Consider the following 26,203-nt stretch of genomic DNA (forward strand, 5'->3'; position numbering starts at 1 on the left):
CTGAGGTAATCCATGGATCCCAAGTTGCTCGACATCCTCGCGTGCCCCCTTTGCAAAGGCCCGCTCAAGCTGTCCGAGGACAAGACCGAGCTGATTTGCAAGGCGGATGGTCTGGCATATCCCATCCGCGAGGGTATTCCTGTCATGTTGGAGAGCGAGGCGCGTACCCTAAGCGTCGACGAGCGGCTTAATCCATGAGTCGGGAATTTACGGTCGTCATCCCGGCGCGCTACGCTTCGACGCGACTTCCAGGCAAGCCGCTGCAGGACATTGCGGGCAAACCGATGGTCCAGCACGTCTGGGAACAGGCCAATAAGAGCTCGGCCGCGAAAGTCGTTGTCGCTACCGACAACGAAGGCATTGTACGCGCATGTGAATCGTTCGGTGCTCATGTGCTTTTGACACGTGAGGATCACCAGTCTGGTACGGACCGGCTCGCGGAAGTGGTCAACCAGCTGGGCCTGGGTGACGACGAAATCGTGGTTAACGTCCAGGGTGACGAGCCAATGATTCCCCCCGCCATCATTGATCAGGTCGCTGCCAACCTGGCGCGATCCCAAGCCGCAATTGCAACGCTGGCTGAGCCCATCGAGCACGTCGAAGCGCTATTCAATTCTAATGTGGTCAAGGTTGTCTCAGATGCATCGGGTCTTGCGCTGACCTTCAGCCGCGCTGTCCTGCCTTGGGCCAGGGATGCCTTCGCATCACATCCCCATGCGATGCCTGAAGGCGTACCCTATCGACGCCATATCGGCATCTATGCTTACCGCGCAGGCTTCCTTCGTGACTTCGTATCGTGGGGGCCATGCTGGCTCGAGCGTTGTGAGGCGCTCGAGCAGCTCCGTGCGCTGTGGCATGGCGTAAGAATCCATGTGGATGACGCGCTTGAGGCGCTACCGGCCGGCGTGGATACGCCGGAAGACCTCGAACGCGTTCGACGACTTCTGGCCGTATGAAGCGCATCCTCTTCGTATGCCTGGGCAATATTTGTAGGTCACCGACCGCTGAAGGCGTCGTCAGGCAGAAGGCCCATCAGGCCGGGTTAGCGGGTGTGGTTGATTTCGACTCTGCTGGCACTGGGGATTGGCATATCGGCAAAGCGCCTGATCCCAGGACATGTGCGGCAGCCGTTAAGCGCGGCTACGACCTTTCGGGATTGCGGGCTCGGCAGTTCGATCCACGAGACTTCGATCGCTTCGATCTCATTCTCTGTATGGATCATACGAATCTTACGAACATTCGGAAGATGGCTAGCGGAGATGCCAAAGTAAAAACGGATCTCTTTCTTCGTCGTTATGACCTCATTCCTGGCGAAGTGCCAGATCCCTATTATGGGGGAGAGGAGGGCTTCGACAGGGTGCTTGATCTGATCGAGCATGCCGCGGATGCGCTGATTCAAGAGGTTCGTCTGTCGCTATGACGCTTGATGTACGTTGCGAAGTATCGCTCAAGGCGCTCAATACATTGGCCCTGGACGCCATTGCCGAACATTACGTGCGCGCAGAGAGCGAAGATGTGCTGCGCGAGGCCTTGGCGCTCGCCAAACACCGGAACTGGCCAATCACCGTGCTCGGTGGTGGCAGTAATGTTGTCCTTCAAAACACGGTGCCCGGGCTCGTCATACACATGGCCACCGCGGGTTTCATTGTGCTGGAGGACGATGACGCCGGGGTCGTCATCGAAGCTGCTGCCGGTGAGCCGTGGCATCCGTTCGTGGTGCGTACGCTTGAGATGGGCGCTTATGGGCTTGAAAATCTGAGCCTGATACCAGGCACGGTCGGCGCTGCCCCTGTTCAGAACATCGGTGCATACGGCGTCGAGCTCAAGGATGTATTTGCTGGGCTGACGGCCTACGATCGCTACGCGGGCCAGTTTGTCGAGATGGATGCGGAGCGGTGCGCCTTTGGCTACCGCGACAGTTGCTTCAAACATGACATCGATAGATGGGTAATTCTTCGGGTTCGTTTCCGGTTGAGTCGGGAGCCTTCGCTCCACTTGGAATACGGCCCTATTCGAGACCGGCTGAACACAATGGGTACGGTCAATCCAACGCCACTCGACGTGAGCAAGGCGGTGTGTGCCATCCGCCGTGAAAAACTGCCTGATCCAAGCGAATTGGCCAATGCCGGTAGTTTTTTCAAGAATCCCGTTATTACCGACACAGAAGCGCTGGCACTCAAGCAGCGCTACCCAGATCTCGTGAGCTACCCGCAGGCACAGGGGGTGAAAGTGGCGGCGGGCTGGCTGATCGACAAGGCGGGCTGGCGCGGGTTTCGACAGGGGGGCGTCGGTGTCCATCGCCATCAGGCGCTGGTGCTGGTGAACTATGGCGGTACAACTACGGGTGATGACGTGTTGTCGCTGGCAGGGCGGATTCAACAGGACATCCGCGATCGTTTCGGTATTGAGCTCGAGATGGAGCCCCGGATTATCTAACCGCAGCGTTCACCCCAAAAAGAAGCCGGTACGTTGACCGGCTTCTTCGTTCCTATCGGTTTTTTCCTTTGACGGGTTGTCCATTGACGGCACCATCCTTGAGCATGATCTGGTATTCCTTACCATCCTTCTCAACCTGGTTGAGCGCTACGAGCAGGTAATCCCAATCCTTGGCAAACCACAGTGTGGTCCGGCGGCTGGTTTGAGTAGGATCTCGGACCCGTTCGACCTTGATGGCATCGATCTGGCCGACCTTGGTCTCGACCATCTCTTCACCAAGCACGCGGAAATCATAGGTTTCGACTTCATCTGCGTCGAAAACCTGATAGCTCATGCTCTTCAGGCCATTTGCAACATCACGCTGAAGCGCGAGCTGATAGGTCGACTTGTCCAGTAAGCCCTTGTTGAGCGTCTGCTTGACCGCTTTGCCGTTGTTGTCGCCCGATAGCTGCTTGGCAGTCCAGTCGAACGTCTGCTCGACCTTCTTGCCGCTACCCAGTCCGCTACGCTCATAGTTGTAGCGTACGGGTAGCATGGTTTCGTCCCTGTAGGTGAACCGGCTTTCCTCGGTCAGGCCAGCGACGAGCATTGACGCCTTGAATACCAAGTGCCATTGATCGGCATCGCCTTTTTCCAGGCGGCGCTCGGCGCTACCGCTCACGGGCAGCTGTTTCCAGTCTGCTGTATAACTCGCTACGAAAGGCTTGATGTCGAATGCGTGAGCCTGCCCGCACAGCAAGGCGAGCGTGAACAGCAGGGTGCGGCGCATCAATGATCTCCTGAGATGGGGCGAACTGTGATTCCGGAGGCTGGCAATGGGTTGCCGTCCAGCATTGCGCCTTCCTGTGCGAGACGCAAGCGGCGTTCAGCAAACCAGCGCACGGCCAGAGGATATATCACATGCTCCTGCTCGAGTACGCGAGCAGCAAGCGTGTCGGACGTGTCCTGGGGCTGGATCGGGACCTCGGCTTGTAGAATAACCGGGCCGCCATCGAGCTGTTCCGTGACGAAGTGTACGCTGCAACCATGCACCAAATCCCCGGCTTCGATGGCCCGGGCGTGCGTGTCGAGTCCTTTGTGTCGAGGTAGCAGCGAAGGATGTATGTTGATTAGACGTCCCTGATAATGGCTTACGAAGCCGCCGCTTAGGATACGCATGAAGCCGGCCAGGACGACTAGATCAGGCGCATGCGTGTCGATGAGCCTGATCAGCTCGCGGTCGAACGATTCGCGGTCAGGAAAGGTTCGGTGGTTGAGCGTGTGCGTGTCGATGCCGGCCTGTCGGGCGCGCTCCAGACCGTAGGCATCTGCGACATTTGAGATTACGGCCTTGATGCGGCCCGGGTGACGATTGTCACTCGGGCCGATGTCATCCAGAAGAGCCTGCAGATTGCTTCCGCTACCTGAAAGCAGTACGACAATATTGCAGGGTTCGGTCATCAATTCTGCTTGAGGTTATTTAGCACGACGCGCTCGCCTTCGCCGGCCTGCTCGATGCTGCCGATAACCCAAGGCTGCTCACCCACTCCGCGCAATACGCTCAGCGCGTTGGCTACGTCATCGTGCGCTACGCAGATGACCATCCCGACCCCGCAGTTCAGCACGCGGTGCATTTCGTGCTCGTCCACGTTGCCGTTCGCTTGCAGCCAATCGAACACTGCTGGGCGCTGCCAGCTCGCGACATCGATGACCGCGCGGGTGTTGTCAGGCAGTACACGAGGAATGTTATCGAGCAGACCCCCGCCCGTGATGTGTGCCATGGCCTTGACGGCGCCGGTGCGCTTGATGAGTTCGAGCAACGGCTTGACATAGATGCGGGTCGGAGCCATGAGCAGATCCTGCAATGGCTTGCCATCCAACTCTACCGCAGTGATGTCGGCGCCGGACACTTCGATGATCTTCCGGATCAGGGAATAGCCATTCGAATGTGGGCCGGAGGAGGGCAGCGCAATCAAGGCGTCGCCCGCAGCCACGCGAGAGCCGTCGATGATTTCGCTTTTTTCCACCACACCAACACAAAAGCCAGCGAGGTCATAGTCTTCGCCTTCGTACATCCCGGGCATTTCTGCCGTCTCACCGCCAACCAGCGCACATCCTGCCAGCTCGCAGCCGGCGCCAATGCCTGTCACCACTTCGGCTGCAACGTCCACGTTCAACTTGCCCGTGGCGTAATAATCAAGGAAGAACAGCGGCTCCGCACCGCACACCACGAGGTCGTTGACGCACATTGCGACCAGGTCCTGGCCAATGCTGTCGTGCTTTTTCAGGTTAAGCGCCAGGCGAAGCTTTGTACCGACACCGTCCGTGCCTGATACGAGCACAGGCTGACGATAGCCAGCAGGAATCTCGCACAACGCGCCGAAGCCTCCGAGGCCCCCCATGACTTCAGGCCGGGCGGTACGCTTGGCTACGCCTTTGATGCGTTCGACCAGGGCTTCGCCTGCGTCGATATCGACGCCTGCGTCCTTGTAGCTGATGGAGGGTTGCTTGCTCATAGATGGGGCCTTTGCAGGGAACGGATCGGGACCGGCTCGCCGAGTGGTCCGGGAGGCGCGCGATTTTATCAGGCTTGGTAAAGGGCAGCCATCTTCGGGTTTGGCCGGTTCGCGCCCGGCTGCTAAGGTATGGGTCCGATTCAAGTCTGCCTGCGAGACGCCCTATGCGCTTCATTCCGAGCCTGTTATTGGCATGTGTTTCGATGTCGACGCTGCCACTTCACGCTGCGACGCTCGATGATCTCTACCAAGTTCGGGAGCCTGTGAGCTCCCAGCAACCCGATGCACGAAATCAGGCGCTGCAGGCAGCATTGGATACACTGGTCCTTCGACTGACAGGCCAGCCTGACGCGCTCAAGAACCCAACGATCGCCGGACTGCGCAACGACCCCCAGCAGATCGTCAGCCAGTATGGTTACGATAATGATCGATTGGTGGTCGATTTCGATCCGGTGAGTACTGACCGTAGCTTGCGTCAGGCGGGGCTTCCGCTCTGGGGGGCTAGTCGCCCTGCACTTGTGACCTGGTGGCTCGATCAGGCTGAAGATGGCACAAATAACCTGAGCGGTGACAATCAGGCCAGCGCTCAGGCCATACGGGCAGCCGCCCAGTACCGTGGGCTTCCGGTACGGATGCCGCTCGCAGATCTTGAGGAGCAACTCGTTGCGACGCCCGAAAACCTCGCTAGCGCAGCCTCTGGCCCGTTATCGGAGGCGTCGAACCGCTATGATGCTGATGGCGTTCTAGCGGTCCGCTCCGCTCAGCAAGATGGCCAGTGGAAGGGCGAGTGGCAGCTGTCCCTCGGTGATCTGCAGGACAAGGGTACGGCAGAGGCAGAGAGCCGCGAAGCGCTCGCTGATACCATCATGCGCACCGTGAGTGAACGGCTCGCGCCGCGCTTTGCCGTTGCGCCGGGTGCGTCGAGTGCGTTCGAAGTACAGATTTCCGGTGTCGATCTCAATCGGTACGCCGAACTCCAGAGAGTACTGGAGCCCTTTGATGGCCGAATGATTTCCGCTGACGAAGGTAGCGTTCGCTATCACGTCAACGCGAACGAGCAGCAGCTCAGAGCGCAGCTCGCCCTTATTCACGTTCAGGAGACGTCAGCGCCCGAAGAAGCGGCAGCCATAGGCGCCGAAGGCCAGCCGATGCCGCCGCAAAGCGCTCCCGCAAACCGAACGCTGTATTTCACATTCTGACGGGTGGGACGGTTCAGCTGCGGGAAGCGGTGGATTTGTATAGACTTTCCGGGCTCTTAATAAACAGATGGTCTGGAACGGCTCGCTGAACGCGCTCATGAATCCAATACAGCTGCCCCTGGGTGTGCGTCTGCGGGACGATGCCACCTTTGCCAACTTCTATCCTGGCGCCAACGCGGCAGCGCTGGGGTACGTTGAGCGCCTTTGCGAACCGGAGGCTGGTTGGTCCGACAGTCTCATCTACCTGTGGGGCAGCAAAGGCACTGGCCGCACCCACCTGCTGCAAGCCGCCTGCCTGCGGCTGCAGCAGCGAGGGGAGCTCGCCGTGTACCTGCCGATGGCGCAGTTGATCCAGGATGGTCCCTATCTTCTCGACGACCTCGAGCACTACGAACTCGTTTGTCTGGATGACATCGATTCAGCCGCTCGCAACGATCGGTGGGAGGAGGCGCTGTTTCACCTCTTCAATCGGCTCCGTGATACCGGACGCCGGCTTCTGCTCTCGGCGTCTACCGCGCCCCGCGAGTCGAAGATCAGGCTTCCTGACCTCAAGTCGCGGATGATGCTTGCGCTGGTATTTCAGATGCACCGACTATCGGACGAGGACAAGCTTCGCGCGCTTCAGTTGAGGGCCTCGCGGCGAGGACTTCATCTCAATGAAGAAGTCGGGCGGTTCATTCTCACTCGTGGTGTGCGCGATACAAGTGCATTGTTTGACTTGCTCGACAAACTGGATCACGCCTCGCTTCAGGCGCAGCGGAAGCTCACCATACCATTCCTGAAGGAAACCTTGGGCTGGTGAGCCATAGGGCGTGCTTAGCTCGCCAGTTTGCGTGCCGTAACAGCCAAACGTTTGCCGAGTGCGCGGCACAGCGCAACCTCATGCTCGTCCAATGAGCGCTTTCCATCCGCCTCGGCGTGATGGCTTGCGCCATACGGTGTGCCGCCGCCACGCGTATCGATGAGTGCAGATTCGCTATAGGGTAGGCCCAGTAAAAGCATGCCATGGTGGAGAAGTGGTAGCTGCATAGAGAGTAGGGTGCTCTCCTGTCCACCATGCAGGCTCGACGTCGAGGTGAATACCCCGGCTGGCTTGTCGACCAGTTCGCCTGTCAACCAGAGGCTGCTGGTTCCATCGAGGAAGTACTTCAATGGCGCTGCCATATTGCCGAAGCGGGTCGGGCTACCCAGTGCGAGCCCCGCGCATTGCTTCAGGTCATCGATTGAGGCGTAGATCGCACCCTCGGTGGGGATCGCCGGCTCCGTGGCTTCGCAATTGGTCGACACGGGGGGAACGGTGCGAAGACGCGCTTCGAAGCCGCCGGCCTCGACACCGCGTGCAATATGACGCGCCATTTCGGCCGTGGCGCCATGACGGCTGTAGTACAGGACCAGGATGTACGGATTCTCATTCATCACAAAGCTCCAGGACGCGCTCGGGTGGGCGACCAACCACCGCCTGGGTGTCAGTCTCGAGAATAGGTCGCTCAATGAGCTTTGGGTGCAGGGCCATTGCCTTGATGATCTGCTCTTCGGTTATATCGGCCGCCGCAAGACCAAGCGCCTGGTATTCCTCTTCGCCCTTTCGCAACAAGCTACGCGCGGATAGCCCGAGCTTTTTGATCAGCGATACCAGCCGATCTTCGCTAAGGGGCGTTTCCAGATAGCGCACCACGGCAGGATTCAATCCTCGGCTTTGCAGCAACTCCAGCGCGGCGCGGGATTTGGAGCAGCGAGGATTGTGGTAGAGAGTCATTTGTGTCATGCGTTTGTGCCGTTAACGTCGATCGAAATCGCATTCTAGCGGTTAACGGCGCGGCACGCCCGGTATCGCCAACTAGCGAACCTATCACTAGCCCAGCGTAGCAATCGTGAGGCTCAACGGCTTGACGTAAAGCGATTCAACCACCATGCCACGTGGCAACGCGGGTCCGTGAAGCACCACGTTGGCGGCCCTGGGTTTGCTGGCCATGGGCAGCTGCGCCACGCTGGCAAGCAGAATTCGGTGTGTCGAGTCGACTTCGCCTTGGTCTATCTGGATCTCTCTTTCTTCGCCGTTGACGTCATAGCTGACAGCCAGGCTTACCTGTTCACCAGCCAGCCCTGGCATCAATAGCCATGCTGCAATATCCAGCGCAACGTCTTCCGTTCCTGTCTGCTGGGCTAGCCTGAAGCTGCTTTCCAGAATGGATTCGGCGATCGTCCCGACGATATGTTCGCTTCCTGCGTTCATCCTGCCTCCCTTCGGTGCGTCATTTCGATAATTGTATGCGCGCCGCGCGTTGGTTAATGTGCCCTGATAGGTCTGCAGACGTGACGGCGTTCCCACTGTCGCGGCGTGAGTGAGTCGCGCCCTGCATTATGAAGAGGAGACTTGAGTTGCTTAAACGAATGGCCACATCCAGCCTGGCATGTGTATTCCTGTTGCTATCCGGCTGTTCCGACGACGGTGAGCCTGGCAAACAGTCGGCTGTCACCGATGCGCAAGGCGGAAGTTGGAGCGTGGTCAACTACTGGGCTGAATGGTGCGGACCTTGCCGGACAGAAGTACCTGAGTTGAACGCGTTGAATGACCGGCTGAAAGCTACGGGTGACCGTGTGGTAGGCATCAATTTCGACGAGTTGGAAGGCGAAGCGCTGGCGCGTTCTGCTCAGGTGCTGGGAATCACGTTTCCCTTGATGGAAGGCGATGATGTCGCTCGCCTGGGCCTGCCGCGCCCGCAAGTACTACCTACAACCTACCTGGTCGATTCGACTGGGGATGTTAGGAAAGCCTTGGTAGGAGAGCAAACGGCGGATGGTCTGGCAGCCGAACTGGACGCGCTGAAGCGCAAAAACTGAGGCGTCTAAAGATCATGGGCGGACGTACCAGTAGTCATGCCAAAACCCTATGACCTTGGAAGGGTAACGGTCCTGGCCAAGTGAACCGTTGTAACGCGCCAGCGCGCGTTTGAGATCGCCACGTTCCTTCTTGAGGTAGTAGCTCAGTATCGTGCAGCCATATCGCAGGTTCGTGGCATTGTCGGTGAGGTTATCCTGCGGTCGGCCGAGTTCGGCTTTCCAAAACGGCATTACTTGCATCATGCCCTGAGCCCCCACTGACGATATGGCGAACCGGTCAAATCTGCTTTCGGTATGAATGACTGCAATTACGACTTCGGGCGATAGTCCAGCTTTGCGCGCCTCACCGTGTATCAGCTTGAGTAGCTGCAGTCGCTCGCTACTGTCTGGAATGAAGCGGGAAAGTCGGGCGGACATGTCGACCAACCAGACTTCTGCATCGAATCGGTCCTTGAAGCTGTCCGATTCTTCGATCGTACGATGAAGTAGAGCGCGGAGCTCGGGCTCGGGCGCCTGAGGCAGCATACCGGCTTGGCCTGTAGACGTGCAGAGCAGCATCCATACGAACGTTATGCTGCCAACGAAGGCTCGAAACCAGGCGTGGCGTATCCAAAAAGCTATTGGATACGCCACGCTCATGAGCCGTGCAGCCATACCTACCCGTCCTGATCCCGGCTTGTGGCGTGTAGGGCAATACGTCTGGCCTTACTGGGCCAGGCGCTCTTTGACGAAGGGCAGGATGTCGCCGACTGCAACGTGCTGGGCTTCGGTATCCCGGCGCTGCTTGTACTCGACTGTACCTTCACCCAACCCACGGTCGCTGATGACAATTCGGTGGGGAATGCCGATAAGCTCCATATCCGCAAACTTCACCCCAGGGCTTGTTTTGCGGTCGCGATCATCAAGTAACACTTCGATGCCTGCAGCCGTAAGTTCACGGTAGAGACGGTCCGTCGTTTCGCGAACCGAGTCCGTCTCGTATTTCAGCGGTACGAGCGCCACCTGGAAGGGGCAGAGCGCGGCTGGCCAGATGATGCCTCGTTCGTCATGGTTCTGCTCAATGGCCGCTGCAACTACGCGTGAAACGCCGATGCCGTAACAGCCCATTGCAAGGGTGACCGGCTTGCCGTTCTCACCGAGGACCTGGCAGTTCATCGCGCGGCTGTATTTTTCGCCCAGCTGGAAGATGTGGCCAACCTCGATGCCGCGCTTGATCACAAGCGTGCCCTTGCCGTCCGGGCTTGGGTCCCCTGCAACGACGTTTCGAAGATCGGCGACTTTCGGCTGGGTCAGATCACGCTCCCAGTTAACGCCGAAATAGTGCTTGTCATCGATATTCGCGCCGACCGCGAAGTCGCTCATCAGTGCAACCGAGCGATCGATAATGCAGTCAATCGGCAGATTGATCGGGCCTAACGACCCTGGGCCAGCGCCGATAGCAGCACGGACTTCTGCTTCGGTAGCGAACGCTAGCGGTGCGGCAACCTCAGGCAAGTTGCTGGCCTTGATTTCGTTGAGTTCGTGGTCGCCGCGGATGATAAGCGCAACCAGTTTGCCTTCCTCGGCGCCCTTGACGATCAACGTCTTTATCGTCCGCTCGATAGCGACATCGAAGCGCTCGACGAGTGCAGCAATTGTTTTGGTATCCGGTGTATCGACTAGGCGCAGTTCTTCGGTCGGAGCTTTCCGCTCCGTCTCGCGTGGTACGGCTTCGGCTTTTTCGATATTGGCTGCGTAGTCGGAGCTGTCGCTGAATACGATGTCATCTTCACCAGAGGCCGCGAGCACGTGGAATTCGTGAGAGCCGCTGCCGCCAATGGAGCCGTTGTCCGCTTGAACCGGGCGGAAATCGAGCCCCATCCGCGTGAAGACTTTGCAGTATGCGTCGTACATCGCTTCGTAAGTCTCCTGAAGCGATGCTTGCGACAGGTGAAATGAATACGCGTCCTTCATGATGAATTCACGACCCCGCATCAATCCAAAGCGCGGACGGATCTCGTCGCGGAACTTGGTCTGGATCTGATAGAGGTTGATTGGCAGCTGCTTGTAGCTGTTCAGCTCATTGCGCATGAGGTCGGTGATTACCTCCTCATGGGTCGGACCGACGCAGAAATCACGCTGGTGGCGATCGCGGATCCGAAGGAGCTCCGGACCGTATTGTTCCCAGCGCCCGGACTCCTGCCAGAGTTCTGCAGGTTGCACCGCGGGCATCAGTACTTCCAATGCACCGGCCGCGTTCATTTCTTCGCGAACGATGGCGCTGGCTTTCTGCAAGACACGGAGGCCCATCGGAAGCCAGGTGTAGAGGCCGGATGCCAATTTGCGAATCATCCCTGCGCGGAGCATCAGCTGGTGGCTGATTACCACGGCGTCGGAGGGCGTTTCTTTCTGTGTGGCGAGCAGATACTGACTGGTGCGCATGGAAGGCCGTTCTTACCGAGGCTGATGGACGGTCTGGCATTGTACGGTGGGAGTCGGCAGGCGTATAGGCAGGGCGCCCGCCATTGGCGACGATCAGGAAACTGACTGATGAAAACGAGGAAAGCCCGGCAATGTCGGGCTTTCCTGTGTTGCTACGCTAGGCGCCTGTGATTACAGGATGCTCAGCGGGTACTCGACGATCAGGCGGAAGTCGTTCACGTCGCCACCGTAGCTGGTGTTAGTACGGTAGAAGGCCTGCCGCGCGCGGAAGGACAGATCCTTTGCAGGACCGTTCTGGATCACGTACTTGGCTTCGATGTCCCATTCGCGCTCGGTGGCATCACTCGCGTCGGCGATTTTGATATCCGTGCCGCGAACGTAGCGAGTCATGAAGCTCAGCCCTGGAACACCGTAACCTGCCATGTTCAGATCGTAGCGAACCTGCCATGACTTTTCGTCTTCGGCGTTGAAGTCGGAGTATTGGACGGAGTTGGCCAGGAAGATGGTAGCGTTGCCATCTTCATTATAGTAATACCCGGTACCATCGAAGCCGCCTTTGGAACGCTGATAGGCCAACGTGAAGGTATGGGCATCGATTGAATAGGCGGCCGAAAGGCTGCCAATCGTGTTGCGCTCGCTGCTGCCAGTGGTGGTGAAGTCACTGTCATATTTGGTGCGGTAGACGTTGAAGTCGAATGCCAGCGCCTGGCTATCAGATAGCGGCAGGGAGTAGTTAACGTTGCCGTACCACTTTTTGAACAGGTCATCCAGATCGGAATAGTAAACGCTAGCAGCCAGTCCGTCATTGAACTGGTAGGTGCCGCCCAGTACGTTGGCGCTCTTAAGTCCAATGCTATCGTGGTGGGTGAATCTTTGTGCATTGAGCGCAGTGAAATGGCCTGCGTTCAGCTCGAGACCTTCGATCTCGTTGCTGGTGATCAGGAAGCCTTCCGCGGACTCCGGCAGGAGTCGGCTGTCATCAGTCGCGAAGACTGGCAGGGATGTAAACTGCGTACCGTACTTCAGGACGGTGTTCGAAGCGCGCAGCTTTACTGCTGCCCCTGCTTTCGCATAGTCGTCTGGACCGCTGTCACCGAACTCGTTTGGGAACAGTCCATTGCCGGCACGGCCATTGCCGCTGTCCAATTTCAGGCCAACGAGGCCGTGAGCATCGACGCCAAAGCCGATTGTGCCTTGGGTGAAGCCGGATTCGAAGGTCGTGATCAGACCATGGCCCCATTCTTCGCGATAGCTTTGACCCCCATTGCCACCAGCGCTACGGAAGTCACGGTTCATATAGTAATTACGGTTAAGAACGTTCAGGCTGCTGTCGTCGACAAAGCCTTTCGACTCGGACTGTGCGCTAGCCATGGCCATTTGGGTGGTGCCCGCGGCGACTGCCAGGGCCATTACGCTCCACTTCATCACTTGCATCGTGATTTGCTCCTTTGGTTTTAAACGAGTCTTCGACCGTCCTGTCCTATTTCCAGTGGACGGTTCTTTCTTTTTGTATCGGCGCGAACTTATAGCATGCAGCCTTGTTCGACGATAGTTCATACCCGAACTATGGCGCGCTGTGTTACGTACTGTCGTAATTGAAGCGGTACTGTGTCGCAGTTTTGTACGAAGAGTATCTAGCACAGTTGACAGCCTTGTACGAAATGGCCAGCCGATATCATCGGACAGACGGCAAGCAAGAAGCGTGCGAGGTTTTTGAGCCGTGGCGAAAGAGTGGACGAGCCCGGCTAGTAAGGCCCGGTCGTGCGATGGGGCCTACGCAAAGGCAGAATTCGCCTTCACAATGCACACCGCTTGAGCCTTATGCACCAAGTCGGTGCTTTGCGCGCGGTTCATGCCTGGACATCTCAACAGCGAGGTATTTGCATGTTCGAACTGGACAATCGGTTGCAACAGGACACGCTACATATTGGTGACTTTGGCCTCAGTCGGCTCTTGCTCATGAATGACGCACGGTACCCATGGTTCATTCTCGTGCCTCGTCTAGAGGAGGTGACTGAAGTTTTCCAGCTTGATGAGGACAACCAGATACGGTTGTGGCGTGAAGCGACTGTTCTAGCCGAGCTGCTAAAAGATGTCTTCGGTGCCGACAAGATGAATATCGCGACGCTTGGCAACCAGGTTCCGCAGTTGCATGTTCATGTCATCGTAAGGAAGAAGGGCGACGACGCTTGGCCTGCACCTGTATGGGGGCGACATCCGGCAGTACCGTATGAGCCCGGTGCAGTGGATCAAGTGGTGGACCGATTGAAGCTTGTCCTGAGAGGTGACTTCCGCTTCGCAGGGGCAGAGGTATGAGTCTGGAGCAGCGGATGGACGATCTTGAAATGCGGCTTGCGTTTCAGGATGACGCGATGAACACCATGAGCGAAGAGTTGATTCAGCAACAACGAATCGTGGAGCGACTACAGGCTCAGGTGGCTGCGCTGGTCAAGCGTCAGGAAGAACTGATGACTCAAGTGGGGCAGGGAAGTGCCGAAGAGACGCCCCCACCCCATTACTGACTGCCCATACGTTTTCCGAGTGGCTGCAGCGCGAGGAGGCGGCGCGTAGATAGCCGGCACGGTGCGCGCCGGCTGCTTCGGTGTTACTGGCGAGCCGCGATGACGTCCTCTGCCTGAAGCCCTTTATCACGCTGCATGACGACGAACTCGACGCGCTGACCTTCCATTAGAACGCGGTGGCCTTCGCCTCTGATTGCTCGGAAGTGCACGAAAACGTCTTCACCTGAGTCGCGTGAGATGAAGCCGAAGCCCTTCGATGTGTTGAACCACTTCACCGTCCCGGTTTCGCGATCGGCATTGGCCAGTTCGGCGGGTGTTGCGCTGCGGCGACTGCGGCGTGGTCTCGAGAACTGCCCTGCAACATGAATGGCGACAGCCGCCAATGCAGGGATCAGGCTGAACATCACGGCCGGCTGGCCGGCAATTTCTTCGATTGGTACGAGCAGGATAGTTGCCTGAATGACAGCCGCTATTACCAGTAGCGCGCAGGCGACAGCCTGAAGGTTTGCAGGTACGGCTCGATAAACGGATTGGCTTGGAGTCAATTGAAGGTGGAGCAGACCAATCAGCGCCAGGTAAACGGCGTTCGGTTGATTCAGGTAGTGCGGGGTGCCGCCGCTGAGGCTTGGCACGAGCGATAAAGCAAGTGCGGCTACGCCCGACAGCGCGTGGACGATTTTGAGCATGACAAGAACTCGTGATGGCTAGAACAACGGTGACTTCGGGCCGGTCTTGTTTGATGGCCTCGTGCGGCGTGCATGGACTGCTTTTGCGCGGCGCTGCCGTATTTAACCCGAAAGGAGAGTTCCGCTCAAATCAAGCGCTTAGGCCGGTATGGCTGCGCCGATATAGTCAAAGCGCCGCCGGGGAGGCGGCGCATCGAACACTTACTTGCCGAGGAGGCTACGCAGCATCCAGGCTGTTTTCTCGTGAACCTGCATGCGCTGGGTCAGCAGGTCGGCGGTTGGCTCGTCACTGACTTTGTCCAGTAGCGGGAAAATACCGCGCGCCGTGCGTACGACAGACTCCTGACCCTGCACGAGCAGGCGGATCATGTCTTCTGCCTGGGGTACGCCTTCTTCTTCCTTTATGGATGAAAGCGAAGCGTATGCGGCATACGTGCCGGGCGCTGGGAAGCCAAGTGCACGGATACGTTCGGCAATCTGATCGACCGCCAGTGCCAGCTCAGTGTACTGCTCCTCGAACATCAGGTGCAGCGTGTTGAACATCGGGCCGGTAACGTTCCAATGGAAGTTATGGGTCTTGAGATACAGCGTATAAGTGTCGGCCAGCAGCCGCGACAGCCCTTCGGCAATGGCGGCGCGGTCCTGTTCAGCGATTCCGATGTTGATTTCCATGAAGGCTTCCTCGTGCGTGGTGCTGGTTCTATATGGCCGGGCTCAGTGCTCGGCAGCAGCGGTAGGTAGCCTAGCATAGGTATTGCGCTGGATTGATTGGGCTGCGTCAGGGTGGCAGCCGGCTGACCGGCTGATTCCAACTGATATATACTGCGCGACTTTATAAGCGGCGTGACGCCCGGGCATGACCCAGGGTGCCGGTCCGAAGCCTATTCGGCGAGCCGCGTTGCGTCCCCTTGAACCAAGACTTACGAGAAGCGAACCAGGACATGATGCGCAGCCACTATTGCGGCCAACTCAATGAACAGCTCGAAGGCCAGGAAATTACCCTCTGCGGCTGGGTGCATCGTCGTCGTGACCATGGCGGCGTGATCTTTCTCGATATCCGGGATCGTGAAGGCCTGGCACAGGTCGTGTTCGACCCCGATCGTGCCGACACCTTTGCGAAGGCCGACCGGGTGCGAAGCGAGTTCGTCGTGAAGGTGACCGGCAAGGTTCGTCTACGTCCCGCTGGCGCCGTGAACCCCAACATGGCTTCGGGTGCCATCGAAGTATTGGGTTATGAGCTCGAAGTGCTCAATCAGGCCGAGACGCCACCGTTTCCTTTGGATGAGTACTCCGATGTGGGCGAGGAGACGCGTCTGCGCTACCGCTTCATCGACCTTCGCCGCCCGGAAATGGCCGCGAAGCTCAAACTGCGTTCGCGCATTACCAGCAGTATCCGCCGCTACCTCGATGAAAACGGCTTCCTTGATGTCGAGACACCAATCCTGACGCGTGCGACGCCAGAGGGTGCGAGGGACTACCTGGTGCCGAGCCGCACCCATCCCGGCAGCTTCTTTGCGTTGCCGCAGTCGCCACAGTTGTTCAAGCAGCTGCTCATGGTGGCGGGCTTCGATCGCTACTACCAGATCGCAAAGTGCTTCCGTGACGAAGACCTGCGGGCAGATCGCCAGCCCGAGTTTACCCAGATCGACATCGAGACAAGCTTCCTGGACGAAGCCGACATCATGGGCCTGACGGAAAACATGGTGCGCAAGCTCTTCAAGGAAGTGCTGGACGTCGAGTTCGACGAGTTCCCGCATATGACGTTCGAAGAAGCGATGCGTCGCTACGGTTCGGACAAGCCTGATCTGCGCATTCCGCTGGAGTTGGTCGACGTCGAGGACCTGCTCAAGGATGTGGACTTCAAGGTTTTCGCGGGCCCTGCTAACGATCCGAAGTGCCGCGTCACTGCGCTTCGCGTTCCGGGCGCCGCCAGCATGCCGCGCAAGCAGATCGACGACTACACCAAATACGTCGGGATCTTCGGCGCGAAAGGGCTGGCCTATATCAAGGTCAATGCACGTGCGCAGGGCGTTGAGGGCCTGCAGTCGCCTATCGTCAAGAACATTGCTGAGGAAAACCTCAATGCGATCCTCGATCGCGTAGGTGCTCAAGATGGCGATATCGTGTTTTTCGGCGCGGACAAGGCCAAAGTCGTCAGCGATGCGCTGGGTGGGCTGCGTATAAAGCTGGGCCATGACTTCAAACTTCTGACACGGGAATGGGCGCCGCTTTGGGTCGTTGACTTCCCGATGTTCGAAGAGAATGACGACGGCAGCCTGTCGGCGCTCCATCACCCGTTCACTTCGCCAAAATGCTCGCCGGCCGAACTGGAATCCAGTCCAGCCGCGGCACTATCCCGCGCATACGACATGGTGCTCAACGGCACCGAGTTGGGCGGTGGTTCTATCCGTATCCATGACAAGGCCATGCAGCAGGCGGTCTTCCGTGTGCTTGGTATCGATGAAGCCGAGCAGCAGGAGAAGTTTGGCTTCCTGCTCGACGCGCTGAAGTACGGTGCGCCGCCGCACGGTGGCCTGGCCTTCGGCCTTGATCGTCTGGTCATGTTGATGACCGGCGCTTCGTCCATTCGGGAAGTCATCGCTTTCCCGAAAACGCAGAGCGCCGCAGACGTTATGACGCAAGCGCCGGGCGCGGTTGATGCCAAGGCATTGCGCGAGCTGCATATTCGCCTGCGCGAGCAGCCGAAGGCCGAGTAAAAGACTGATTGCCTTCGGGCAGACAACTGAACACGCAATACGACGGAGTGAGTTATGGCCGGTCATTCCAAATGGGCCAATATCAAGCATCGCAAGGGTCGTCAGGACGCCAAGCGTGGCAAGATCTTCACCAAGCTGATCCGTGAGTTGACGGTTGCCGCCCAGCAGGGCGGTGGCATCCCGGCGGACAACCCGCGTCTTCGCCTGGCTGTAGACAAGGCGCTGACTGCAAACATGACGCGCGATACCATCGACCGTGCGATCGCGCGGGGTGTGGGTGCAGATGGCGGCGAAAACGTCGAGGAACTCACGTACGAAGGCTACGCGCCAAGTGGGGTCGCCATCTTTGTCGAAGCAATGACTGACAACCGCAACCGTACCGCTGCTGAGGTGCGTCACGCCTTCAGCAAGTGTGGTGGTAACCTCGGTACCGATGGTTCGGTCGCCTATCTGTTCGAGCGCAAGGGGCAGATCAGCTTTGCCCCCGGCATCGATGAAGATGAGTTGATGGAAGCGGCACTTGAAGCCGGAGCGGACGATGTCGTCGCGAATGAAGACGGTTCCATCGACGTGTTCACTTCGTTCACGGACTTCATCTCCGTCAACGAAGCGCTGCAATCAGCCGGCTACAAGGCGGAGAACGCTGAAGTCGCCATGATTGCTTCCACTACCTCGACGCTCGACCTCGATACCGCGCAGAAGGTGCTGAAGCTCATCGACATGCTCGAAGACCTCGATGACGTACAGAACGTGTATTCCAACGCGGAGATACCGGACGACGTCATGGAGCAACTGGGCTGATTCGAACACCATTTACTGCCGCTTTCGCCAACGCTTCGATGGCGAAACGCGGCGGAGCAGGACCATGAGCATCATCCTTGGCATCGACCCGGGCTCTCGCATCACCGGGTTCGGTGTCGTAAGGGATACCGGGCGAGGCTGCGAGTACGTCGCGTCCGGGTGCATTCGCACCGGCGCCGGCGAGCTCGCAGAGCGTTTGCAGATTGTTTACCGGGGCGTGCGCGAGGTCATTCAAAGCTATCACCCGGTGATGCTCGGTATCGAGCAGGTCTTCATGGCAAAAAACGCGGACTCGGCACTGAAGCTGGGACAGGCGCGTGGTGCAGCCATCGTGGCGGCTGCCGAAGAGGGCCTGACGGTCAACGAGTACACGGCGACTCAAGTCAAACAGGCCATTGTCGGAACGGGGGCTGCTGACAAACAGCAGGTCCAGATGATGGTGATGCACCTTCTCAAACTGACCCAAAAACCCCAGATTGACGCCTCGGATGCGCTTGCGATCGCGTTGTGCCACGCCCATATGCGTCAAAGCCTGGTGCCTCATGGTCTGGCCGCCGCGAAGCGACGTGGCGGCCGTTTGCGCTTGTAGGAGAACGTCCCGTGATCGGACGCTTGCGCGGTACCCTTGCCGAGAAACAACCCCCACATCTCATCATCGACGTGAACGGTGTCGGCTATGAGGTCGAGGTTCCCATGACCACGCTCTATCGCCTTCCGTCGGTGAGCGAGCCAGTAACCCTCTTCACGCATCTGGTTGTGAGAGAAGATGCGCACCTGCTGTATGGCTTTTTTGAAAAGCGCGAACGTGAGTTCTTTCGTGAACTCATCCGCCTCAACGGCGTTGGTCCCAAGCTTGCCTTGGCATTGATGTCGGGCATGGAAGTGGACGAACTGGTGGCCTGCGTGCAAACACAGGACACGGCCGTCCTGGTCAAGATTCCGGGGGTTGGCAAAAAGACGGCTGAACGTTTGCTTGTCGAGCTCAAGGGGCGTTTCAAAGCCTGGGAAAACATGCCGGTCATCGCGCCGCTGGTTGCGGAACCGAATGCCAGAGCCGGCGTCTCAAGTGCCGAAAATGATGCACTTAGCGCCCTTGTTGCGCTGGGGTTCAAGCCACAGGAAGCGAGTCGTGCGATTGCGGCGGTGAAGGAGGATGGTCTGTCGAGCGAAGAAATGATCCGCCGTGCCTTGAAGGGGATGGTGTAACGAGATGATCGAAACAGACCGGCTTATCGCGGCCAGCCCGCGTGAGCGAGACGAACAGATCGATCGTGCGATCCGGCCCGCGAAGCTTGCGGATTACATTGGGCAAGCCAACGTTCGCGAGCAGATGGCGCTGTTCATCCAGGCGGCGCGAGGCCGGCAGGAAGCGCTGGATCACACCTTGATCTTTGGTCCGCCCGGTCTTGGCAAAACCACGCTCGCGAACATCATTGCCGAAGAAATGGGCGTCTCGATCAAGAGCACTTCGGGCCCCGTGCTGGAGCGCCCAGGTGACCTCGCTGCGCTTCTAACGAATCTTGAGTCCGGCGATGTCCTGTTCGTCGATGAAATCCATCGATTATCGCCAGTCGTTGAAGAAGTCCTCTATCCGGCCATGGAAGATTTTCAGCTGGATATCATGATCGGGGAGGGGCCTGCAGCGCGCTCGATCAAGCTGGACCTTCCACCTTTTACACTGGTTGGCGCCACGACGCGCGCGGGCATGCTGACCAATCCTTTGCGTGATCGCTTCGGAATTGTCCAGCGCCTCGAGTTTTACGGTAATGATGACCTTGCGACGATCGTGACGCGGTCGGCAGGCATCCTTGGGCTTGAGATCGAGGCCGAAGGCGCTTTCGAAATTGCCAGGCGCGCGCGTGGAACGCCGCGTATCGCCAACCGGCTCTTGCGTCGCGTGCGGGACTTCGCCGAGGTGCGCAGTTCCGGCCATATCACGCGGCTGGTGGCGGATCAGGCGTTGAATATGCTGGACATTGATGAACGCGGATTCGACCACCAGGACCGTCGCCTATTGCTGGCTATGATTGACAAGTTCGATGGCGGTCCTGTGGGCGTTGACAGCCTGGCTGCTGCCATCAGCGAAGAACGCCATACGATAGAAGATGTTCTCGAGCCTTATCTCATTCAGCAGGGCTATATCATGCGGACCCCGCGGGGTCGCGTGGTAACGCGCCATGCCTATCTTCATTTCGGTCTGAATCTGCCGCGCCACATGCGCGACGCGCCCATTCCTGATTTATTCGATACCGACAGCTGAGCCGGCAAAAAAAAATGTTACCTAACCCAATTGGCAACACCGAGAGCTGGCTCTAGAGTATGCCCGCGCAGTCACCGTCGTTCGTTTACCGTTGCCGTGTCTACTATGAGGACACCGATGCGGGCGGCATCGTCTACTACGTCAATTACCTCAAGTTCATGGAGCGGGCCCGTACCGAGCGTCTGCGTAGCCTGGGTTATGTCCAGTCCGCGCTGGTCGGTGAGGATCTGCTTTTTGTCGTGCATTCGGTCCAGGCTCGTTATTTATCACCGGCCCGGCTCGATGACGAACTCGAGGTGACCGCGGATGTGGAAGAATTGAAGAAAGCCAGCCTTCGATTCCGTCAGCAGGTAAGACGGGCCGCAGATGGCGTATTGCTTTGTGAAGGTCAGGTAACGGTCGCCAGCGTGCGTGCCAGCAGTTTGAAACCCCGGGCTATACCCGACGCGCTCCGTCATGAGCTCGCAAACGATCCGGGTCTATCCCCAGCAGGAGAGTAAGAGTGGAAGCCAACGTCGCCAATGTCGACCATATGTCCATGTGGAGTCTGATCAGCAACGCCAGTCTTGTGGTGCAGCTCGTCATGCTCATTCTGGTGGCCGCTTCGGTGGTTTCATGGGTCATGATTTTCCAGCGCAGCACGTCATTGCGCGCTGCAAAACGAGGTCTGGATTCTTTCGAAGAGCGTTTCTGGTCGGGTATCGATCTGTCCAAACTCTATCGCCAGGCCGGCAGCGATCCCGATCCTGATTCGGGTGTAGAGCAGGTCTTCCGAGCAGGCTTCAAGGAATTCTCCCGCCTTCGCCAGCAGCCAGGCGTCGACCCCGACGCCGTAATGGACGGTGTCGCACGTTCGATGCGCGTAGCGATTTCCCGAGAGGAAGAAAAGCTGGAGCAAAGCCTTCCGTTCCTCGCCACTGTCGGCTCCACGAGCCCATACATCGGCCTGTTTGGTACGGTATGGGGCATCATGAATTCGTTCCGCGGTCTGTCCCAGGTCCAGCAGGCAACCCTTGCGACCGTTGCGCCCGGTATCGCCGAGGCATTGATCGCGACTGCAATCGGCCTTTTCGCGGCCATCCCGGCCGTCATTGCCTACAACCGATTCGCAGCTCGCGGTGAGACGCTCATCAACCGTTACTACACCTTTGCCGACGAATTCCAGGCCATTCTGCATCGCAAGGTGCACACCAGCGACGATTGAGGTTCACCTAGTCATGGCTCGCATTCGCCAGAAACGTAAACCGGTCGCCGAAATGAACGTGGTGCCCTACATCGACGTGATGTTGGTGCTACTCGTGATCTTCATGGTGACCGCGCCGATGCTCAACCAGGGCATCAAGGTCGACCTGCCGCAGGTCAGCTCTGACGCCCTGCCGCAGGATAACAATTCCCAGGTACTGACGATTTCGATCAAGAAGGACAAGACCTACTACTGGAACATGGGTAGTGAAGTCGATACCGAAACCGTCCAGGACAAGGCGCTGACACTCGATCAGATGACCAAGGCCGTTACCGCAATCATGAACCAGGCGCGCGCCCAGGGTAAGCAGACCCAGGTGTTTATTCGTGGCGACAAGGCAGTCGATTACGGTGCGGTCATGCAAGCGATGGGTGGGTTGCAACAGGCGGGTATCGCCAACGTCGGTCTGATCACCGAGGCGCCTTGATGCAGCATCACGATGACCGCTCTCCGTCCGAGAGCTATTTCTGGCCAATCGTCTGGGCAGTAGGGCTTCATGTCCTGCTGTTCGGCCTGCTGTTCGTCAGTTTTTCAATGACGCCCGAGCTGCCGCCGTCACGGCCGATCATTCAGGCTACGCTGTATCAGGCAAAGTCGCAGAGCCAGGCGACCACTCAGACCAATCAGAAAATCGCAGGCGAAGCCGCCAAGACCTCAGCGAAGCAGTATGAGACCGAACAGCTCGAGCAGCGTCGCGAGGAAGCGCGCAAGCAGGAGCAGGCGAAGGTAGCGGCGGCGAAGGCGGCAGCGCAGAAAGAAGCGGAGGCAAAGGCGGCCGAACAGAAGGCTGCTGAGCAGAAAGCAGCGGAACAAAAGAAAGCCGAGGAAGCTCGAAAAGCGCAGGAAGCTGAAGCTGCGGCAAAGGCCGAAGCGGCAAAGGAAGCCGAGCAGAAGCGTCAAGCCGATATTGCAGCGAAGAAAAAGGCCGCTGAAGAAGCTGAAAAGCAGAAGGCAGCGGAAGAGGCCAAGCGCAAGGCTGCCGAAGAGGCAAAGAAGAAAGCCGAAGCGGAGGCTGAACGAAAGAAGGCCGCCGAAGAGGCGAAGAAAAAAGCAGCAGCGGCAGAGGAGGCCAAGAAAAAGGCCGCCGCTGCGGAAGCCGCGAAAAAGAAAGAGGCAGCGGCACGTAAGGCGGCTGAGGACAAGAAGGCGCAGGCGTTGGCTGAACTCCTATCGGAGGATACGCAGCGGCAACAGGCACTGGCAGATACCCAGGGTGACCAGGTGTCTGGCAATCTCGATGACCTGATCCGGCTGCGTGCGGCGGAAGGCTGGAGCCGGCCGCCGTCCGCTCGAAACAATATGAGTGTGTCGCTTCGGGTCAATATGTTGCCCGATGGCACTATTACCAATGTGAGCGTTGCACGCTCCAGTGGAGATGGCCCGTTTGATAATTCCGCGGTGTCGGCTGTACGCAATATTGGGCGGATCACCGAAATGCAGAGCCTGAGTGCCGCTGAATTCGCTCCGTATCGGTCGTTCCTGATCACCTTCACACCCGAGGACTTAGCGCTGTGATGAAAATGCTCCGAGGTTTCCTGGTCGTCATGTTCTGCATGGCAGGCCTGGCCTATGCTCAAGAACGAAACATTCTGGTTACGAGCGGTGCCGACCGCGCCATCCCGATTGCGGTCGTGCCGTTCGGCTGGCAAGGCGGAAACGTGCTGCCGGAGGACATGGCCGAGATCGTCGGCAATGACCTTCGCAACTCCGGCGTGTTTCAGCCGATACCCCGCCAGAACATGATCAGCCTGCCGGTTCAGGCCAGTGAAGTGATTTATCGCGATTGGAAGGCATTGGGGGCGCAGTACGTGCTGGTCGGGAACATCGTTCCGGCGGGCGGCCGTCTACAGGTTCAGTACGCGCTGTTCAACGTGGCAACCGAGCAGCAGGTTTTCAGCGGTAACGTCGGCGGTACGACCGACCAGTTGCGCGATATGGCTCACTATATCTCTGACCAATCTTTTGAGAAGCTCACCGGCGTCAAGGGAGCATTCTCGACGCGTCTGCTATACGTGACCGCAGAGCAGATGGGTGGCGGCAATACCCGTTACACGCTGCAGCGTTCCGACTACGACGGTGCACGCGCGACGACACTGTTGCAGTCGCGCGAACCGATCCTGTCGCCACGGTTCGCACCGGATGGTCGTCGTATCGCCTATGTCTCGTTCGAGCAGCGTCGCCCGCGCATCTTCCTTCAGAACATCGACACGGGTCGCCGCGAGCAGCTGACAAATTTCGAAGGCCTCAACGGCGCGCCAGCGTTCTCGCCCGACGGTAACCGCTTGGCTTTTGTACTGTCGAAGGACGGGAACCCCGAGATTTACGTCATGGACCTCGGTAGCCGTCAGATAACTCGCCTGACGAACCATTACGCCATCGATACAGAGCCGTTCTGGGGTAAAGATGGCCAGACCATCTATTTTACGTCGGACCGTGCCGGCAAGCCGCAAATCTACAAGCAGCGCATTGGAACCAACAATGCCGAGCGCGTAACTTTTGTTGGTAACTACAATGCCAACCCGAAATTGTCGGCAGACGAAAAAACGCTCGTCATGATCCATCGTCAAGACGGCTACACTAATTTCAAGGTTGCTGCGCAGGATCTTGACCGCGGTAATTTGCGCATCCTGTCCGACACAAATTTGGATGAGTCGCCTACTGTTGCACCCAATGGCACCATGCTAATCTACGCCACCCGCCAGCAGGGCCGGGGAGTCTTGATGCTTGTGTCAACAAATGGCCGAGTTAGGCTCCCACTTCCTACCGCTCAAGGCGAAGTCCGTGAGCCATCCTGGTCCCCTTACCTGAACTGATGCGGTAAAAAAGCGATCCACGTTTAAACACAACACCTGGGGTTCAAAAAGGAGTTTCACTATGGAAATGCTGAAGTTTGGTAAGTTCGCCGCGCTTACGCTGGCAATGGCTGTTGCTGTTGGTTGTTCTTCCCGTGGCGGCGACGCTTCCGGCGACGGCAGCACTGGCGCAGTTGACCCTAACGCGGGTTACGGTGCAAACACCGGCGCAGTGGACGGCAGCATGGGCGAAGAAGCCGCTCTGCGCGCTATCACCACGTTCTACTTTGAGTACGACAGCTCCGATCTGAAGCCAGAGGCCATGCGCTCCCTGGACGTTCACGCTCGCGACCTGAAGTCCAATGGCAACCGTGTTGTTCTGGAAGGCCACACTGACGAGCGCGGTACTCGCGAGTACAACATGGCTCTGGGCGAGCGTCGTTCCCAGGCCGTTCAGCGCTACCTGGTTCTGCAGGGCGTCTCTCCAGCTCAGCTGGAAGTCGTTTCCTACGGTGAAGAGCGTCCGGCTGTTACTGGCCACGACGAGCAAGCCTGGGCTCAGAACCGTCGCGTAGAACTGCGTAAGTAAGTTCGTATGCTCAAGTGCCGCCGTACCCTAGGATTCGTTGCACTGGCGCTGCCTCTGATGGCGGCAGCCCAAGTCCCCGTGGATGATGGGGGCTCCCGTAACAGCGGGGGCTATCAGCCATCCCAAACTTATGGTTCGAGCGGCACCTACGCCGGAGGCGGAGCTTCAACTCCCCCTTCGGCGCAGGGCCAATTGTTTACCCAGTTACAGCAAATGCAGGATGAGATTGCGCAACTCCGCGGCATGGTCGAGGAGCAGCAGAATCAGATCCAGCGGCTCAAGCAGGAAAGTCTGGAGCGTTATCAGGACATTGATAGCCGATTGTCCAGCAATGCATCAGGAGGCGGCGCAACCGCGCCTACCGATACTAATTCACAGGGCTCAGGCGCTAATGAAGGCGCAGGGGCGCAACAGCAGGCCGCCAGTAATGAGCCGGCAGACCCTGCTAAAGAAAAGCTTTACTACGACGCTGCTTTTGACCTGATCAAACAGAAAGACTTTGATAAAGCGTCTCAAGCGTTCAATGCATTTTTGCGCCGTTATCCGCAAAGCCAATACGCGGGCAATGCTCAATATTGGTTAGGCGAAGTAAATCTGGCGCAAGGCAACTTGCAGGGTGCGGGACAGGCTTTTGCCCGGGTTGCGCAGAATTATCCCAACCATAATAAGGTTCCGGATTCACTGTACAAGCTTGCCGATGTCGAGCGCCGTTTGGGAAATGGCGATAAAGCACGCGGAATACTGCAGCAGGTCGTTTCTCAATATCCCAGCAGTTCGGCTGCCCAGCTTGCGCAAAGCGATCTTCAGCGCGGGCGATAATGCCATCAAAGATTGAAAAGCCGCCCTTTTGGGCGGTTTTTTGTTTTCAGCGTTTCAGCGTTTCAGCTTGAGGGCGAATGTTCTCCAGTCGCTTCAAAGCAGGGTGATGATCGTTTTTTTGTCTCACCTGTTGCCTCGATGCTATGTCATGCCTTGTCATGCAGAGGCGACGCCGTACACCGAGCTTCCTAGGGCGGCTTATCGCGGTTTGGTCACCTGCGCCTGTTTAAGCGGCCGATGTATACGATCATACGTGGTCTGCCTGTAGCGATCGCCATGTCTCCTTTTCCTAGCCCAGCAACGGCTATCGATCGGTAGGGTACCTCTGTGGGCTTTTTCAGCGACGGCCTGAGTGGTGGGAGCGTGCTACGACGGGCGCCAG

General features: G+C 58.1%; 32 protein-coding genes and 1 pseudogene. 21 read left to right on the plus strand and 12 right to left on the minus strand.

The window, feature by feature from the left end:
• Positions 1-12 precede the first annotated feature (12 nt).
• Genes ACY8D3_RS05820 through murB form a run of 4 tightly spaced genes read left to right on the plus strand, consistent with a single transcriptional unit; the run spans position 13 to position 2,436 of the window.
• Positions 13-198, plus strand: coding sequence for a Trm112 family protein (locus ACY8D3_RS05820; protein WP_462382448.1), 186 nt, complete (start codon positions 13-15; stop codon positions 196-198).
• Positions 195-956, plus strand: coding sequence for a 3-deoxy-manno-octulosonate cytidylyltransferase (gene kdsB / locus ACY8D3_RS05825; RefSeq protein ID WP_462382450.1), 762 nt, complete (start codon positions 195-197; stop codon positions 954-956). The genes ACY8D3_RS05820 and kdsB overlap by 4 nt, the downstream gene beginning before the upstream one ends.
• A complete protein-coding gene (locus ACY8D3_RS05830) occupies positions 953-1,420 on the plus strand; it encodes a low molecular weight protein-tyrosine-phosphatase (protein WP_462382452.1) in 468 nt (155 codons plus the stop codon). Before kdsB ends, ACY8D3_RS05830 begins: the two co-directional genes overlap by 4 nt.
• A complete protein-coding gene (gene murB / locus ACY8D3_RS05835) occupies positions 1,417-2,436 on the plus strand; it encodes a UDP-N-acetylmuramate dehydrogenase (RefSeq protein WP_462382454.1) in 1,020 nt (339 codons plus the stop codon). The genes ACY8D3_RS05830 and murB overlap by 4 nt, the downstream gene beginning before the upstream one ends.
• 52 nt (positions 2,437-2,488) lie before the next feature.
• Here murB and ACY8D3_RS05840 read toward each other — a convergent pair whose 3' ends face one another.
• From ACY8D3_RS05840 to purM, 3 genes are read right to left on the minus strand one after another with little or no spacing between them, the layout of a single operon-like run.
• Positions 2,489-3,205 carry a DUF3108 domain-containing protein gene (locus ACY8D3_RS05840; protein ID WP_462382456.1) on the minus strand — a complete coding sequence of 239 codons (717 nt, stop codon included), beginning with the start codon at positions 3,203-3,205 and terminating at the stop codon, positions 2,489-2,491.
• The gene (gene purN, locus ACY8D3_RS05845; RefSeq protein ID WP_462382458.1) at positions 3,205-3,876 is read right to left on the minus strand and encodes a phosphoribosylglycinamide formyltransferase; all 672 of its coding nucleotides are present in this window, start codon (positions 3,874-3,876) and stop codon (positions 3,205-3,207) included. Before purN ends, ACY8D3_RS05840 begins: the two co-directional genes overlap by 1 nt.
• The gene (gene purM / locus ACY8D3_RS05850) at positions 3,876-4,931 is read right to left on the minus strand and encodes a phosphoribosylformylglycinamidine cyclo-ligase (RefSeq protein ID WP_462382459.1); all 1,056 of its coding nucleotides are present in this window, start codon (positions 4,929-4,931) and stop codon (positions 3,876-3,878) included. Before purM ends, purN begins: the two co-directional genes overlap by 1 nt.
• A gap of 164 nt (positions 4,932-5,095) precedes the next feature.
• Here purM and ACY8D3_RS05855 point away from each other — a divergent pair, with 164 nt between their 5' ends.
• Both ACY8D3_RS05855 and hda read left to right on the plus strand, forming a co-directional pair.
• Entirely contained in the window at positions 5,096-6,130 is a 1,035-nt protein-coding gene (locus ACY8D3_RS05855; RefSeq protein WP_462382461.1) for a DUF2066 domain-containing protein, read from the plus strand.
• Positions 6,131-6,227: 97 nt separating this feature from the next.
• Positions 6,228-6,932, plus strand: coding sequence for a DnaA regulatory inactivator Hda (gene hda / locus ACY8D3_RS05860; protein WP_462382463.1), 705 nt, complete (start codon positions 6,228-6,230; stop codon positions 6,930-6,932).
• Positions 6,933-6,946: 14 nt separating this feature from the next.
• Here hda and wrbA read toward each other — a convergent pair whose 3' ends face one another.
• The 3 genes from wrbA to ACY8D3_RS05875 all read right to left on the minus strand — a co-directional run bounded on the left by wrbA (position 6,947) and on the right by ACY8D3_RS05875 (position 8,363).
• Positions 6,947-7,546, minus strand: a complete 600-nt coding sequence (wrbA, locus tag ACY8D3_RS05865) for an NAD(P)H:quinone oxidoreductase (protein WP_462382465.1) — start codon at positions 7,544-7,546, stop codon at positions 6,947-6,949.
• Positions 7,539-7,895: an arsenate reductase (glutaredoxin) gene (gene arsC, locus ACY8D3_RS05870; protein WP_462382467.1), complete on the minus strand. Its 357-nt coding sequence runs from the start codon at positions 7,893-7,895 to the stop codon at positions 7,539-7,541. Before arsC ends, wrbA begins: the two co-directional genes overlap by 8 nt.
• Positions 7,896-7,982: 87 nt before the next feature.
• Positions 7,983-8,363 (minus strand): hypothetical protein, encoded by a 381-nt coding sequence (locus ACY8D3_RS05875; RefSeq protein ID WP_462382469.1) that lies wholly within the window; start codon positions 8,361-8,363, stop codon positions 7,983-7,985.
• 146 nt (positions 8,364-8,509) lie between these two features.
• Between ACY8D3_RS05875 and ACY8D3_RS05880 the strand changes: the two genes are divergently transcribed.
• Positions 8,510-8,971 carry a TlpA family protein disulfide reductase gene (locus ACY8D3_RS05880; protein WP_462382470.1) on the plus strand — a complete coding sequence of 154 codons (462 nt, stop codon included), beginning with the start codon at positions 8,510-8,512 and terminating at the stop codon, positions 8,969-8,971.
• Between the two features lie 12 nt (positions 8,972-8,983).
• On the opposite strand, the gene ACY8D3_RS05885 is transcribed toward ACY8D3_RS05880, so the two are convergent.
• The 3 genes from ACY8D3_RS05885 to ACY8D3_RS05895 all read right to left on the minus strand — a co-directional run bounded on the left by ACY8D3_RS05885 (position 8,984) and on the right by ACY8D3_RS05895 (position 12,826).
• Positions 8,984-9,529: a lytic transglycosylase domain-containing protein gene (locus ACY8D3_RS05885; protein WP_462384262.1), complete on the minus strand. Its 546-nt coding sequence runs from the start codon at positions 9,527-9,529 to the stop codon at positions 8,984-8,986.
• A 147-nt stretch (positions 9,530-9,676) separates the two neighbouring features.
• Entirely contained in the window at positions 9,677-11,392 is a 1,716-nt protein-coding gene (locus ACY8D3_RS05890) for a proline--tRNA ligase (protein ID WP_462382472.1), read from the minus strand.
• A gap of 171 nt (positions 11,393-11,563) precedes the next feature.
• On the minus strand, positions 11,564-12,826 hold the full coding sequence (locus tag ACY8D3_RS05895) for an OprD family porin (protein WP_462382474.1): 1,263 nt from the start codon (positions 12,824-12,826) through the stop codon (positions 11,564-11,566).
• A 450-nt stretch (positions 12,827-13,276) separates the two neighbouring features.
• Here ACY8D3_RS05895 and ACY8D3_RS05900 point away from each other — a divergent pair, with 450 nt between their 5' ends.
• Complete coding sequence (locus ACY8D3_RS05900; RefSeq protein WP_462382476.1) at positions 13,277-13,708, plus strand: HIT domain-containing protein; 432 nt, start codon at positions 13,277-13,279, stop codon at positions 13,706-13,708.
• The gene (locus ACY8D3_RS05905; RefSeq protein WP_462382478.1) at positions 13,705-13,914 is read left to right on the plus strand and encodes a SlyX family protein; all 210 of its coding nucleotides are present in this window, start codon (positions 13,705-13,707) and stop codon (positions 13,912-13,914) included. The genes ACY8D3_RS05900 and ACY8D3_RS05905 overlap by 4 nt, the downstream gene beginning before the upstream one ends.
• Positions 13,915-13,997: 83 nt before the next feature.
• On the opposite strand, the gene ACY8D3_RS05910 is transcribed toward ACY8D3_RS05905, so the two are convergent.
• The 3 genes and pseudogenes from ACY8D3_RS05910 to ACY8D3_RS05920 all read right to left on the minus strand — a co-directional run bounded on the left by ACY8D3_RS05910 (position 13,998) and on the right by ACY8D3_RS05920 (position 15,272).
• Positions 13,998-14,219: a cold-shock protein gene (locus ACY8D3_RS05910; protein WP_462384264.1), complete on the minus strand. Its 222-nt coding sequence runs from the start codon at positions 14,217-14,219 to the stop codon at positions 13,998-14,000.
• A gap of 111 nt (positions 14,220-14,330) precedes the next feature.
• A pseudogene (locus tag ACY8D3_RS05915) lies at positions 14,331-14,600 on the minus strand (cold shock domain-containing protein membrane protein); the annotation flags it as partial.
• 201 nt (positions 14,601-14,801) lie between these two features.
• Positions 14,802-15,272: a Dps family protein gene (locus ACY8D3_RS05920; protein WP_462382480.1), complete on the minus strand. Its 471-nt coding sequence runs from the start codon at positions 15,270-15,272 to the stop codon at positions 14,802-14,804.
• A gap of 269 nt (positions 15,273-15,541) precedes the next feature.
• Here ACY8D3_RS05920 and aspS point away from each other — a divergent pair, with 269 nt between their 5' ends.
• From aspS to ybgF, 12 genes are all read left to right on the plus strand, one after another.
• Positions 15,542-17,317, plus strand: coding sequence for an aspartate--tRNA ligase (gene aspS, locus ACY8D3_RS05925; protein ID WP_462382481.1), 1,776 nt, complete (start codon positions 15,542-15,544; stop codon positions 17,315-17,317).
• A gap of 54 nt (positions 17,318-17,371) precedes the next feature.
• Positions 17,372-18,118 (plus strand): YebC/PmpR family DNA-binding transcriptional regulator, encoded by a 747-nt coding sequence (locus tag ACY8D3_RS05930; protein WP_462382483.1) that lies wholly within the window; start codon positions 17,372-17,374, stop codon positions 18,116-18,118.
• 64 nt (positions 18,119-18,182) lie between these two features.
• On the plus strand, positions 18,183-18,707 hold the full coding sequence (gene ruvC, locus ACY8D3_RS05935) for a crossover junction endodeoxyribonuclease RuvC (RefSeq protein ID WP_462382485.1): 525 nt from the start codon (positions 18,183-18,185) through the stop codon (positions 18,705-18,707).
• Positions 18,708-18,718: 11 nt separating this feature from the next.
• Positions 18,719-19,324, plus strand: coding sequence for a Holliday junction branch migration protein RuvA (gene ruvA / locus ACY8D3_RS05940; protein WP_462382487.1), 606 nt, complete (start codon positions 18,719-18,721; stop codon positions 19,322-19,324).
• A gap of 4 nt (positions 19,325-19,328) precedes the next feature.
• Complete coding sequence (ruvB, locus tag ACY8D3_RS05945; protein WP_462382489.1) at positions 19,329-20,378, plus strand: Holliday junction branch migration DNA helicase RuvB; 1,050 nt, start codon at positions 19,329-19,331, stop codon at positions 20,376-20,378.
• A 59-nt stretch (positions 20,379-20,437) separates the two neighbouring features.
• Positions 20,438-20,878, plus strand: coding sequence for a tol-pal system-associated acyl-CoA thioesterase (gene ybgC / locus ACY8D3_RS05950; protein WP_462382491.1), 441 nt, complete (start codon positions 20,438-20,440; stop codon positions 20,876-20,878).
• 2 nt (positions 20,879-20,880) lie between these two features.
• A complete protein-coding gene (gene tolQ, locus ACY8D3_RS05955; RefSeq protein ID WP_462382493.1) occupies positions 20,881-21,582 on the plus strand; it encodes a protein TolQ in 702 nt (233 codons plus the stop codon).
• Between the two features lie 13 nt (positions 21,583-21,595).
• The gene (gene tolR, locus ACY8D3_RS05960) at positions 21,596-22,048 is read left to right on the plus strand and encodes a protein TolR (RefSeq protein WP_462382495.1); all 453 of its coding nucleotides are present in this window, start codon (positions 21,596-21,598) and stop codon (positions 22,046-22,048) included.
• Positions 22,048-23,136 (plus strand): cell envelope integrity protein TolA, encoded by a 1,089-nt coding sequence (tolA, locus tag ACY8D3_RS05965; RefSeq protein ID WP_462382497.1) that lies wholly within the window; start codon positions 22,048-22,050, stop codon positions 23,134-23,136. Before tolR ends, tolA begins: the two co-directional genes overlap by 1 nt.
• Entirely contained in the window at positions 23,136-24,434 is a 1,299-nt protein-coding gene (gene tolB / locus ACY8D3_RS05970; RefSeq protein WP_462382499.1) for a Tol-Pal system beta propeller repeat protein TolB, read from the plus strand. Before tolA ends, tolB begins: the two co-directional genes overlap by 1 nt.
• Positions 24,435-24,495: 61 nt before the next feature.
• Positions 24,496-25,002 carry a peptidoglycan-associated lipoprotein Pal gene (pal, locus tag ACY8D3_RS05975; RefSeq protein ID WP_462382501.1) on the plus strand — a complete coding sequence of 169 codons (507 nt, stop codon included), beginning with the start codon at positions 24,496-24,498 and terminating at the stop codon, positions 25,000-25,002.
• A 6-nt stretch (positions 25,003-25,008) separates the two neighbouring features.
• A complete protein-coding gene (gene ybgF / locus ACY8D3_RS05980) occupies positions 25,009-25,821 on the plus strand; it encodes a tol-pal system protein YbgF (RefSeq protein ID WP_462382503.1) in 813 nt (270 codons plus the stop codon).
• Positions 25,822-26,203: the final 382 nt, after the last annotated feature.

Source organism: Pseudomonas sp. Marseille-QA0892, assembly GCF_054950135.1.